The following is a 12113-nucleotide window of genomic DNA, read 5'->3' as shown; positions in this document are numbered from 1 at the left end:
TGGATCGCAGAACCCCGATATACTGATCCTCGGTCCCGCGACGCGTTCGCCGGATACGGACCACCACCCCGAAAGGCTCCTACCTCGTGCAGATTCTCACGGTCGTCCTTCAGGTGCTGCTCGGCATCACGAGTCTCCTGCTGACCTTGCTCATCCTGCTGCACAAGGGCCGCGGTGGAGGCCTGTCCGACATGTTCGGCGGTGGCATGACATCCAGCCTCGGGGCATCCGGAGTGGCGGAACGCAACCTGAACCGCATCACGGTCATCCTCGGTCTGGTCTGGATCGCGTGCATCGTGGTGCTGGGACTCATCACGAAGTTCAGCGCTTAGCGGCTCACTCGGGCGCGGCGACTGCGCGATCAAGGAGGATTCATGTCATCTGGCGGAAGCGCGATCAGAGGCTCGAGGGTCGGATCCGGCCCGATGGGGGAGCAGGACCACGGTTTTCACGCCGAACGGATCGCCGTTCGGTACTGGGACGCCCTGGGCAACGAGACAGTGCGCTACTTCGCGGCGAACCTCCCCGAGGAGGAGATCCCCGACATCATCGACTGCCCCACCTCCGGCCTTCCCGCCGGACGTGACCAGCACAACCCGCCGGCGTTGAGCAAGCTCGAGCCGTACAAGACCCACCTCGCCTACGTGAAGGAGCGCCGCACGGAAGAGGAGGCGGCTCAGCTCCTCGAGGAAGCGCTGCAGCAGCTCCGCAAACGTCGCGGGCGCCTCACACCGACGAACTGACGCATCCGCTCGCGGTCGCGCCTCGACGACGTGACCTCGACGACGTGAAAGGGGCGTGATCGGAACTCCACGGTTCCGATCACGCCCCATTTCCCTACGGTGCCGACACGCCGGTGGCGGTCGACCCGCTCGGGTCTAGTAGTCCGGCGCAATGAGGCTCTCCGGAACCTCCGACGACGCGTCGCGGTCGACGAAGAAGACAGTGCGCTTGCGTCCCTTGGCACCGGCGGCAGGGACCTCCGTGTAGCTCGCGCCCGCCAGGGCGAGACCCAGCGCCGAAGCTTTGTCGGTGCCCGAGAGCACGAGCCAGATCCGCGCCGACCCGTTGATCACGGGGCGGGTGAGGCTCAGTCGCTCTGGCGGTGGCTTGGGCGAGTCCCGCACGGCGATCACCGTGCGCTCGGTCTCGCGGATGCCTGGCCGGTCGGGGAACAACGAGGCGATGTGGCCGTCGGGCCCCACGCCGAGGAACGTGATGTCGAAGCGCGGATGCTCACCCTCCCGGGACGGGAACCGCGCGAGCTCACGAGCGTACGCGTCGGCGGCCTCGTCGAGACCGAGCGGCCCGTCGGATGCCGCGAACGCGTGGACGTTCTCCTCCGCGACATCCAGACGGTCGAGCAGTGCTGCTCGGGCCTGCTTGTCATTGCGGTCGTCGGAGTCCGCGGGCACCCATCGCTCGTCGCCCCACCAGAAGTGCACCTTGGACCAGTCCACGGTGTCGCGGGCGGGGGAGTCGCCGACCGCGGCCAGCACGGCGATGCCGACGCTCCCTCCCGTCAGGCAGATGTGCGCTGTCCCCTTGGCCGCGACGACATCCGCGGTCTTGGACAGGAACCGCGCGGCCACCGACGCCACGAGCGCATCGCGGTCCGGGTACACCAGCACCCGCCGTTCGCCGGTCATCGGATCGCTGCCTCCCGCTCCTCCGACTCGAGAAGCGGAAGGCCCTGCGTGAGCACCTTCCCGTACAGCTCGTCGGGGTCGAGTCTGCGCAGCTCCTCCGCCAGGCAGTCGCGCAGATTGCGCCGCGGCAGCGCCAGATCGTGCGTCGGCTCGCCCGGCTGACGCAGGGTGGCGACGTCCGGCATGTCGCGCACGAGCTCGATGGTGCCCGACGCTCGGTGCAGCTGCACGCCGTGGATGCCGCTCAGCCCGCGCTGCCTGGCCGTCAGGTCGTGCTGCACAGGAGCATCCAGCTGCAGTCGCAGCCATGCCGCCAGCAGCACGGTCGAGGGCGAATCGGGGGCGCCTGACACCTCGACGGAGTCGACCGGTTCGTACGGCGGCTGGTCGAGAGCTGCGGCGAGCTGCGCGCGCCACAGCGTGAGACGCGTCCACGCGAAGTCGGTGTCGCCCGGCGCATAGGTCTCGGCGAGGTGCAGGAGCGCCTCATGCGGGTCGCCGGCCGCCGACGAGTCGGTGATGCGGCACGTGGCGATGCGCCCGAGAGGCGACGTGGACACCACGTCCGGCGCCGTTCCCGGCCACCACACGACGACCGGCGCGTCGGGCAGCAGAAGCGCCGTCACGAGGCCTTCCTCGTCGCTGGCCGTCTCGCCGTACGCGCGCAGCACGATGACCTCGCTCGCGCCGGCGTCTCCACCCACGCGGATCTGCGCGTCGAGCCGGCTCTCGGCATCGGCGTGCGGATGGTCGGGGTCCGCCGTGGAGACGACGATCACGCGCATCGGATGCTCGCGCGACGCCTCGTTGGCCGCCTCGATGACCTCTTCCTCCTGGCCGAGCGTCGTGGCGATGATCAGTGTGAGCACACGGCCGAGCGCGACCGCGCCACCCTCTTCACGGATCTTGATCAGCGTCTTGGAGACGTTGCTCGTGGTGGTGTCAGGCAGGTCGACGATCATGGACGCCTCCAGGTTCGGCCGTCGCGGGCGAGAAGTTCATCGGCGGATGCCGGTCCCCAGGTGCCGGGGCGGTATTGCTCTGGAGCGCCGTGGGATGCCCAGAACTCCTCGATGGGGTCCAGGATCTTCCACGACAGCTCCACTTCCTCGTGCCGGGGGAACAGCGGCGGGTCGCCGAGCAGCACGTCGAGGATGAGGCGCTCGTACGCTTCGGGGCTGGCCTCCGTGAACGCGTGGCCGTATCCGAAGTCCATGCTCACGTCGCGCACCTGCATGCCCGCGCCGGGAACCTTCGAGCCGAAGCGGATGGTCACACCCTCGTCGGGCTGCACCCGGATGACGAGCGCGTTCTGGCCGAGCGCGCTGGTCTGTGACTCCGCGAAGAGTTGCTGCGGCGCGCGCTTGAACACGACGGCGATCTCCGTCACGCGTCGGCCGAGCCGCTTGCCGGCGCGCAGGTAGAACGGAACGCCCGCCCACCGGCGCGTGCCGATCTCGAGCTTGATCGCCGCATACGTCTCGGTCGTGGAGCTCGGGTTCATGCCGTCTTCCTCGAGGAAGCCGACGACCTTCTCGCCGCCCTGCCATCCGCCGGAGTACTGGCCACGGGCCGTCGCTGTCGACAGGTCCTTGGGCAGCCTGACCGCCTTGAGCACCTTCTCCTTCTCGGCACGCAGGTCTGCCGCGTCGAACGAGACCGGCTCTTCCATCGCGGTGAGCGCGAGCAGCTGCAGGAGGTGGTTCTGGATGACGTCGCGCGCCGCGCCGATGCCGTCGTAGTAGCCGGCACGTCCGCCGACCCCGATGTCCTCCGCCATCGTGATCTGCACGTGGTCGACGTAGTTGGCGTTCCAGATCGGCTCATACAGCTCGTTGGCGAAACGCAGCGCCAGGATGTTCTGCACGGTCTCTTTGCCGAGATAGTGGTCGATGCGGAACACGGCGTCGGGCGGGAACACCGTCTCGACTACCTTGTTCAGCTCACGAGCCGTCTTCAGGTCGCTTCCGAACGGCTTCTCGATGACAACGCGACGCCATCCCTTCGACTGCTCGGCCAGCCCGGAACGACGCAGCTGCTCGGTGACCAGCGGGAACGCCTTCGGCGGGATCGACAGGTAGAACGCATGGTTGCCCATGGTGCCGCGTTCACGGTCGAGCGCATCGACCGTGTTCTTCAGCCGCTCGAACGCAGCGTCGTCGTCGAACTCGCCCGGCACGAACCGGATGCCCTGTGCGAGCTGCCTCCAGACCTCGTCGCGGAACTCGGTGCGCGCGTACTGCTTCACCGCGTCGTACACGACCTTCTCGAAGTCCTGGTCCTCCCAGTCGCGCCGGGCGAACCCGACGAGGGCGAACCCGGGAGGAAGCAGGCCGCGGTTGGCGAGGTCATAGACGGCCGGCATCAGCTTCTTGCGCGACAGGTCGCCCGTCACGCCGAAGATGATGAGGCTGCTCGGTCCCGCGATGCGGTTCAGCCTTCGGTCTTCCGGTACCCGCAGCGGGTTGGAATCCGCGGTGATCTCCACCGGTGACATGGATCTCCTTGTTTTCGTTCAGGCGTCCACGTCGCCGAACAACGTCTCGATGTTCGTGTACGGGTCGGTGAGCGTGAGCGTGAGAACCGGGCGGCCATGCTGTGCGAGCACAGCGGCATCCCCGTTCGCTTGGGCATGGATCAACTGGCCGAACGTGAACGGCCGGTCGGGGATCTGGAGGTCGGCGGGCTCGTCGGCCAGGATCTGCAGGAAGACGCCGACAGCGGGCCCGCCCTTGTGGAACTGGCCCGTCGAGTGCAGGAACCGCGGTCCCCAGCCGAACGTGACGGGCCGCTTCGCCCTCGCGGCCAGCAGGTCGCGGATGCCGGACAGCTCGGGCAGCGCCACGCGGTCCGCGTACGCCTGCACGGCGACATAGCCGTCAGCGGGCATCCGCTCCAGGAGTCTCGCGATCGCGGCGTCCACCGTGCGGGCGCCGCTCAGAAGAGAGTCGTCGCCCCTCACCTCGATGCCCGCCTCGACGAAAGCGGGCTCGGTCGGCGCGGGCTGAGCGTCCAAGAGCCCCCGAGCCGCCGCCTTGGCCGACTCGACATCGGGCTGGTCGAACGGATTGATGCCGAGCAGTCGGCCCGCGACGGCCACCGCGTACTCCCACACCAGGAACATCGCGCCGAGCGAACCCGAGACGAGGATCTCACCCTCGTGACGGTCAGCGGGGAACAGGTGGCGAGCACCCGCGTTGTCCACCAGGCGAACGACCTGGAGGTCCGGGAGGTTCTGCGACAGCTCGGGGGAGACGACATCCAGCACGACGGGGAGGAGTCCCTTGCCCTGTTTGCCGGTCGACTCGGCGATCAGCTGCTCCACCCAGTCCGCGAAGCCGACGATGTGGGTGCCGTCAGAGACGATGCCGAGCTTGTCGCGCAACGGCGTCGTGCCGGCGATGGCCGCACCGAGGATGAGCCCCGGGTTCGTCTCGTCGTCGATCGCGAGCTCCAGCGAGATGGTCTCGGCCTCCTCGAGCAGTTCCTCGATGTCGAAGCCGGCCAGTCCCGACGGCACCAGGCCGAAGGCCGTGAGAGCCGAGTAGCGGCCGCCGACGGAAGGGTCCGCGTTGAACACCGTGTAGCCGGCCTCGCGCGCCGACGTGTCCAGCGGCGACCCCGGGTCGGTCACGACGACGATCCGCTCGGCCGGGTCGATGCCCGCGTCCCGGAAGGCCTGCTCGTAGACCCGCCGGTGGCTGTCGGTCTCCAGCGTCGAGCCAGACTTCGACGAGACGATCAGCACGGTCGTCTGCAGCCGGTCGTTGACGGCCTGAAGCACCTGGCCGGGGTCCGTCGTGTCGAGGATCGTCAGCTCGAGGTTGCCCGTTCGGGTGATGACCTCGGGCGCGAGCGAGGACCCGCCCATCCCCGCGAGCACGAAGTGATCGACACCCGAGGCCAGGAAGCGCTCGCGCAACTCGACGATCTGGGCGACCAGGGGACGCGAGAGCGCCACGGCCTCGGTCCAGCCGAGCCGGATGCTCGCCTCCGACTCGGCCTCCTCGCCCCACAGCGCCGGGTCCTGAGCCGTGATGCCGGAAGCAACCAGGTCCCGCACGAGCGCGGGGGCGACGGAACGCACCGCCGCCTCCGCATCGCCCGTGACGTGGATCTTGAAACTCACCGCACGGACTCCGTGGCACCTGCCTGCTCGAGCGCGGCGGTCACGGTGTCAAGGAGTTCGCTCCACGACACGTTGAACTTCTCGACGCCCTCGTCCTCGAGCGTCTGAGTCACGTCGTCGTAGGAGATGCCGATCGCAGCCAGCTTGTTCAGCACGTCGTTGGACTCGTCGTACGTACCCGCGATGGTGTTGCCGGGGATCTCGCCGTGGTCGAACGTGGCCTCGAGCGTCTTCTCCGGCATCGTGTTCACCTCGTCGGGCGCGATGAGCGACGTCACGTAGAGCGTGTCGGGGTACGCCGGGTCCTTGACACCGGTCGACGCCCACAGCGGGCGCTGCTTGTTGGCTCCGGCAGCGAGCAGCACCTTCGCGCGCTCGGAGTCGAATGCCTGCTCGAACACCTGGTACGCGAGCCGGGCGTTCGCCACGCCCGCCTTGCCCTTGAGAGCGTTCGCCTCGTCCGTGCCGATGGCGGACAGCCGCTTGTCGATCTCGGTGTCCACTCGCGACACGAAGAACGACGCGACGGAGCGGATGGTGGAGAGGTCGATCCCCACGGCCTTGGCCTGCTCGAGACCGGTCAGGTACGCGTTGATCACCTCGCGATAGCGCTCCAGGCTGAAGATCAGCGTGACGTTGACGCTGATCCCCGCCGCCGTCGCCTCGGCGATCGCCTCGAGGCCCTCGACCGTCGCCGGGATCTTGATCATCGCGTTCGGCTTGTCCACCTTGGCCCAGAGCTGCTTGGCCTGGGCGACGGTGCCTGCCGCGTCGTGCGCGAGACCCGGCTCCACCTCGATGGACACCCGGCCGTCCTTGCCGCCGGATGCCTCGTAGACGGGAGCGAACACGTCGGACGCGTTACGCACATCCGTCGTGGTGATCTCGAAGACGGCCTCGTGCACGTCCTTGCCCTCTGCGGCGAGCTGGCGCACCTGCTCGTCGTACGACTCACCCTTGGAGAGCGCCGTGGCGAAGATGGTCGGGTTCGTGGTCACGCCGACCACGTTGCGGGTGTCGATCAGCTTCTGCAGTCCGCCGGAGCTGATGCGCTCACGCGACAGGTCGTCGAGCCAGATGCTCACGCCCTCGGCCGCGAGCCGTGCGGTGCTGGATTCGGTCATTCTTCTCGCCTCTTCTTCTTCGTTTCTACTTCGACGTGGAGTGCTGACGCCCGCTCACTGAGCGGCGATCGTCGCCTTGGCGGCGTCCACGACGGCGTCCGTGGTGATGCCGAACTTCTGGAACAGCGTCTTGTAGTCGGCGGAGGCGCCGAAGTGCTCGATGGAGACGCTCCTGCCCTTGTCGCCGACGTACGGACGCCAGGTGAGCGAACGACCGGCCTCGACGGAGACCCTGGCCGTGACGGATGCCGGCAGCACCGACTCCTTGTACTCCTCGCTCTGCTCCTCGAACCACTCCTGGCTCGGCATGGAGACGACCCGGGCGTTGATGCCGTCGGCCTTGAGCGCCTCACGAGCGCCGACGGCGAGCTGCACCTCGGAACCCGTCGCGATGATGATCACGTCAGGCGTGCCGTTCGGCGCCTCGGCGAGCACGTACGCGCCCCTGCCCACGTTCGCAGCGGACGCGAACGTCTCACCGGAGGCCTCGCCGTCGCCGCGCTCGAAGACGGGGATGTTCTGCCTGGTGAGCGCGATACCGGTCGGGCCGGAACGCCGCTTCAGCATCTCCAGCCACGCGTAGGCGACCTCGTTGGCGTCGCCGGGCCGCACGACCGTGAAGTTCGGGATGGCGCGCAGCGTCTCGAGCTGTTCGATCGGCTGGTGCGTCGGTCCGTCCTCGCCGAGAGCGACGGAGTCGTGCGTCCAGACGAAGATGCTCGGGATGTTCATCAGGGCGGCAAGACGCAGCGAAGGACGCTGGTAGTCGCTGAAGATGAGGAACGTTCCGCCGAATGGCCGCGTCGGCCCGTGCAGCACGATGCCGTTCAGGATGGCGGCCATCGCGTGCTCGCGGATGCCGAAGTGCAGCACGCGACCGTACGGGTCGCCGCTCCACTCGTGCGTCGAGCGCTCCGTGGGCACGAAGGATGCCCCGGACTCGATGGTCGTGTTGTTCGACTCGGCCAGGTCGGCAGAGCCGCCCCACAGCTCGGGCACGAGCGGGGCGATCGCGTTCAGCACCTTGCCGCCGGCCGCGCGAGTCGAGACATCCTTGCCCGGTTCGAAGACCGGAAGGGCCTCCTCGACGCCATCGGGAAGCTCGCCGGTGAGCAGCCTGTCGAGCAACGCCTTGCGCTCGGGATTCGCCTCGGCCCACGCGTCGAACCCGGCCTGCCACTGCTCACGCTGCTCTGCGCCGCGCTCGATGGCCTTGCGGGTGTGGTCGAGCACCTCCTCGGCGACCTGGAAGGTCTGCTCCGGGTCGAAGCCGAGCACCTCCTTGACCGCGCGGAGCTCGTCGGCGCCCAGTGCCGATCCGTGGATCTTGCCGGTGTTCTGCTTCTTCGGGCTCGGCCATCCGATGATCGTCTTCAGGATGATCATCGACGGTTTGTCCGTGACGGCCTTCGCCTCCTCGATCGCGTCGAAGAGCTCCTGCACGTCTTCCACGTACTGGCCGGTCTTCTTCCAGTCGACGACCTGGACGTGCCAGTGGTACGCCTCGTAGCGCGCCTTCACGTCCTCCGTGAACGCGATGTTCGTGTCGTCCTCGATGGAGATCTGGTTGCTGTCGTAGATCACCACGAGGTTGCCGAGCTCCTGGTGGCCGGCGAGCGAGGATGCCTCGCTCGTCACGCCCTCCTCCAGGTCGCCGTCGCTGGCGATGACGTAGACGAAGTGGTCGAACGGGCTGGTGCCCGGCGCGGCGTCGGGGTCGAACAGACCGCGCTCGTACCGCGCGGCGTAGGCGAAGCCCACGGCGGAGGAGAGGCCCTGGCCGAGGGGGCCGGTCGTGATCTCGATGCCGTCGGTGTGGCCGTACTCCGGGTGGCCGGGGGTCAGCGACCCCCAGGTGCGCAGCGCCTTCAGGTCGTCCAGCTCGAGCCCGTATCCGCCCAGGTAGAGCTGAACGTACTGGGTGAGCGAGCTGTGGCCGGCCGACAGCACGAAGCGGTCGCGTCCCAGCCAGTGCTGGTCTCTCGGGTCACGGCGCATGACCCGCTGGAACAGCAGGTATGCGGCGGGGGCCAGGCTCATGGCGGTGCCGGGATGCCCGTTGCCCACCTTCTCCACTGCGTCCGCCGCCAGGATGCGCGCGGTGTCGACGGCCTTGTTATCAATGGGATCCCACTGCAGTGCTGCCACTTGAGACTGACCCTTCTTGTATTCGTCGGTGCGACAAGGGGCCCGTCGAACGGACCCGCACCGGTGAGATGAAGTGCGCGCGCCCAGACGTCTTCGGCACCCATGCACGCACTCCCTCAGCGAACCGTCGTGGTACCGGCGAAGGGCGCGCACATCGATAGGCGAGCACACCCAAGTATAGGGAGATTGCCAGATTCCAGCGGGCGGGAACGGCCCTCCGCTGTGGCGTCTCCACAAATTCGCATTTCGGCCTCCGACAGGGGAAGCGACGGCATCTCTGCTGCGGCCGTCAGGAGCACCCCTCGGCGATGACCTAGACTCGGTTCCGGAGTTTTTTCACGTGATTGAGGAGCGATGGGCGTAGCCGTTGAGAGCCGGGCCGTACCGGTCAGGATCGGGTTCCGACGCAAGTTCGCCGCGTACGTCGCCCTGACCAAGCCCAGGGTGATGGAGCTGCTGCTCGTCACCACGATCCCGGTGATGTTCCTGGCCAAGGGCGGCGTGCCCGACCTCTGGCTCATCGCCGCCACGGTCGTCGGCGGCGCCATGAGCGCGGGTTCGGCCGCGGCGTTCAACTGCTACATCGACCGCGACATCGACAAGGTCATGGCGCGCACCAAGAATCGCCCGCTCGTCACCGGCGAGCTGACGCCCCGCGAGGCGTACGTGTTCTCCTGGGTGCTCGGAGTCGCCTCGACCGTGTGGCTCTACTTCACGACCAACTGGCTCGCGGCGCTGCTGTCGGTGGTCGCGATCCTGTTCTACGTGTTCGTGTACACGCTGTGGCTGAAGCGCCGCACGCAGCAGAACATCATCTGGGGCGGCATCGCCGGATGCTTCCCCGTGCTCATCGGGTGGGCGGCGGTGACCGGTTCGCTCGACTGGACCCCGTTCATCCTGTTCGGCGTGGTGTTCCTGTGGACGCCGCCGCACTACTGGCCGCTGTCTATGCGATACCGCGACGACTACAAGTCCGTCGGCGTTCCCATGCTCGGCGTGACGCGCGGAAAGGCGGCCGTCGGCCTGCAGGTCATCCTGTACGCGTGGGCGACCGTCGCATGCTCGCTGCTGCTCATCCCGGTGGCGCCCATGGGAATCGTCTACACCGTGACGGCGCTCGTGGCGGGCGTGTGGTTCATCTACGAGACCCACAGGCTCTACGCGCTCGCGATCCGTCACGAGAACGCATCGCCCATGCGCGTGTTCCACGGGTCGATCACCTACCTGTCGGTGCTGTTCCTCGCGATCGCCATCGACCCGCTGCTGCCGTTCTGATCGTGGCGCTCAAGACCCCACTCGGCTGGCTCGCCGACCACTACACGCTGTCGCCGCGCTCCCTGCGGTGGGCGACGACGGCTTCCCTCGTCGTCAGCATCCTCATCGTGCTCGGCGGAGGCATCGTGCGGGTGACGGGCTCCGGCCTCGGGTGCCCGACGTGGCCCGCCTGCGACGCCACGTCGCTCGCTCCGACCCCGGCCATGGGCATCCACGCGATCATCGAGTTCTCCAACCGCATGATCACCGTGCTGCTCTGCTTCGTCGTCGCCTGGGTGATCATCGCCGCCCGGCTGCAGAAGCCGAGGGTGCGCAGCATCACACGGCTCGCGTGGTCACAGTTCTGGCTGGTCGTCGTGAACGCCGTCGCAGGTGGCATCAGCGTGTGGACCGGGCTCAACCCGTACGTCGTCGCCTTCCACTTCGTGATGGCGATGGGCCTGCTCACGACGACGACTCTCACCTGGCACCGCGTCAACGAGAACCCCGTGTCCGTCGAAGCGGGCACCGGCATCGCGAAGCCGGCGAGGGCGCTCAGCTGGTGCCTGGTCGCGCTGACCGCTGTGCTGATCGTGGTCGGCACGCTGGTGTCGGGATCGGGACCGCACTCCGGCGACACCGCCGAGGTGCCTCGCATGGCGTTCGACTGGATCGACATCACGGTCGTGCACGCCGTGCTGGGCACGGCCACGCTCGTCGTGGCGATCGTGCTCGCCGTCGTCCTCCGGCGGGGGAGAGCAGCGGTCCCGTGCCGGCGCACCGTCGTCTTCCTGGCCGTCGTCCTTCTGCAGGCGCTGGTCGGTCTCACGCAGGCGCTGACGGCGCTTCCCGCACTGCTCGTCGCCGTGCACCTTCTGCTGGCGGCGCTCGTCTGGGTCGGAGCGCTCCGCGTGCTGCTCGACGTCAACCCCGGACTCTTCCCCGGAGTGCACGTCGGTTCGCCCGATCGACGGGTGGTCGCTCAGGACGGGTCGTTCGCCGAGCGGATCCGCTGAGTGAGCGCGGCCGCCAGGCGCGCACCGGTGCGCTCCGCCGTGGGGCCCGCAGTGCGCCTCGTGGCCGTCGCACTCATCACGCTGCTCGTCGTGTGCCCGCTGCTGCCGACGCTGGCGGCAGCCTTCCTGCCTGGAGCGCCCGGCGGACGTCAGGGGCCCGGTGGGCCGTTCGCCGGCATCCTCGACACGTTCCGCTTCACGCCAGCCCTCACCTGGCTGGGCAACAGCCTGTTCGTCGCGATCACGACGACTGCGGTCGCCATCGTCATCGGCGCTCCCGCAGCGTATGCGCTGTCACGGGCACGTGGACGCCTGGTCGGTGTCTTCTCGCTGCTCCTGTTCATCGTGCAGTCGCTTCCCGTCGTCGTGCTCGTCATCCCGCTCTTCGTGCTGTTCGCGAGGGCCGGACTGGTGGACTCTCTCGGCGGCCTCACGATCATCTACATCGGGCTGTCCGTCGGTGTCGCCGTCTGGATGATCACGGCGGCCGTCGATGCGGTTCCGGTGCGGCTGGAGGAATCGGCGTGGCTTGACGGATGCAGCGTGTTCGGCTCGTTCACGCGCGTCGTGCTGCCGAGCTGCTGGCCAGGCATAGTCTCCGCCGCGATCTACTGCTTCCTGCTCACCTGGAACGACTATCTGGTCGCACTCGTGTTCATCAAGTCGAACGCCCTCTACACGCTGCCCATCGGGCTGCAGGCGGCACGCACTCCCGGCCTGATCCTCGTCATCGTGGTGCCGCCGTTGCTCCTCTTCGCGCTGCTGAACCGCTACTTTTCGGTCGGGGGCATCG

At 68.0% G+C, this 12113-nt stretch carries 11 protein-coding genes; 5 read left to right on the top strand and 6 right to left on the bottom strand.

The features are described 5' to 3' along the window. Positions 1-86: 86 nt before the first annotated feature. Both secG and VHB92_RS03910 read left to right on the top strand, forming a co-directional pair. A complete protein-coding gene (gene secG, locus VHB92_RS03915; RefSeq protein WP_325451602.1) occupies positions 87-332 on the top strand; it encodes a preprotein translocase subunit SecG in 246 nt (81 codons plus the stop codon). Between the two features lie 42 nt (positions 333-374). Next, entirely contained in the window at positions 375-743 is a 369-nt protein-coding gene (locus VHB92_RS03910) for an RNA polymerase-binding protein RbpA (protein WP_325451600.1), read from the top strand. A gap of 135 nt (positions 744-878) precedes the next feature. On the opposite strand, the gene pgl is transcribed toward VHB92_RS03910, so the two are convergent. Genes pgl through tkt form a run of 6 tightly spaced genes read right to left on the bottom strand, consistent with a single transcriptional unit; the run spans position 879 to position 9050 of the window. Next, entirely contained in the window at positions 879-1649 is a 771-nt protein-coding gene (gene pgl, locus VHB92_RS03905) for a 6-phosphogluconolactonase (protein ID WP_325451598.1), read from the bottom strand. Then, the gene (locus tag VHB92_RS03900; protein ID WP_325451596.1) at positions 1646-2611 is read right to left on the bottom strand and encodes a glucose-6-phosphate dehydrogenase assembly protein OpcA; all 966 of its coding nucleotides are present in this window, start codon (positions 2609-2611) and stop codon (positions 1646-1648) included. Before VHB92_RS03900 ends, pgl begins: the two co-directional genes overlap by 4 nt. Beyond that, positions 2608-4146: a glucose-6-phosphate dehydrogenase gene (gene zwf, locus VHB92_RS03895; RefSeq protein WP_325451594.1), complete on the bottom strand. Its 1539-nt coding sequence runs from the start codon at positions 4144-4146 to the stop codon at positions 2608-2610. Before zwf ends, VHB92_RS03900 begins: the two co-directional genes overlap by 4 nt. An 18-nt stretch (positions 4147-4164) precedes the next feature. Continuing rightward, positions 4165-5778 carry a glucose-6-phosphate isomerase gene (locus tag VHB92_RS03890; RefSeq protein ID WP_325451592.1) on the bottom strand — a complete coding sequence of 538 codons (1614 nt, stop codon included), beginning with the start codon at positions 5776-5778 and terminating at the stop codon, positions 4165-4167. Further along, positions 5775-6902 (bottom strand): transaldolase, encoded by a 1128-nt coding sequence (gene tal, locus VHB92_RS03885; protein ID WP_325451590.1) that lies wholly within the window; start codon positions 6900-6902, stop codon positions 5775-5777. Before tal ends, VHB92_RS03890 begins: the two co-directional genes overlap by 4 nt. A 54-nt stretch (positions 6903-6956) precedes the next feature. Next, positions 6957-9050 (bottom strand): transketolase, encoded by a 2094-nt coding sequence (tkt, locus tag VHB92_RS03880; protein WP_325451588.1) that lies wholly within the window; start codon positions 9048-9050, stop codon positions 6957-6959. A 354-nt stretch (positions 9051-9404) separates the two neighbouring features. Between tkt and VHB92_RS03875 the strand changes: the two genes are divergently transcribed. From VHB92_RS03875 to VHB92_RS03865, 3 genes are all read left to right on the top strand, one after another. After that, positions 9405-10325: a heme o synthase gene (locus VHB92_RS03875; protein WP_325451585.1), complete on the top strand. Its 921-nt coding sequence runs from the start codon at positions 9405-9407 to the stop codon at positions 10323-10325. A 2-nt stretch (positions 10326-10327) separates the two neighbouring features. Further along, positions 10328-11320: a COX15/CtaA family protein gene (locus tag VHB92_RS03870; RefSeq protein WP_325451583.1), complete on the top strand. Its 993-nt coding sequence runs from the start codon at positions 10328-10330 to the stop codon at positions 11318-11320. Further along, positions 11321-12113: carbohydrate ABC transporter permease (locus VHB92_RS03865; RefSeq protein ID WP_325451581.1), on the top strand; the 793-nt coding region annotated here is incomplete at its 3' end.

The organism is Humibacter sp., assembly GCF_035547335.1.
Classification (GTDB): domain Bacteria; phylum Actinomycetota; class Actinomycetes; order Actinomycetales; family Microbacteriaceae; genus Humibacter.
This window is presented reverse-complemented; position numbering and strand designations above follow the sequence as displayed.

What these genes read in the sequence shown, in the direction of transcription:
- VHB92_RS03910 (WP_325451600.1), top strand. Translation starts at nt 375, where the DNA reads ATGTCATCTGGCGGAAGCGCGATCAGAGGCTCGAGGGTCGGATCCGGC.
- pgl (WP_325451598.1), bottom strand. Translation starts at nt 1,649, where the DNA reads ATGACCGGCGAACGGCGGGTGCTGGTGTACCCGGACCGCGATGCGCTC.
- VHB92_RS03900 (WP_325451596.1), bottom strand. Translation starts at nt 2,611, where the DNA reads ATGATCGTCGACCTGCCTGACACCACCACGAGCAACGTCTCCAAGACG.
- zwf (WP_325451594.1), bottom strand. Translation starts at nt 4,146, where the DNA reads ATGTCACCGGTGGAGATCACCGCGGATTCCAACCCGCTGCGGGTACCG.
- tal (WP_325451590.1), bottom strand. Translation starts at nt 6,902, where the DNA reads ATGACCGAATCCAGCACCGCACGGCTCGCGGCCGAGGGCGTGAGCATC.
- VHB92_RS03875 (WP_325451585.1), top strand. Translation starts at nt 9,405, where the DNA reads ATGGGCGTAGCCGTTGAGAGCCGGGCCGTACCGGTCAGGATCGGGTTC.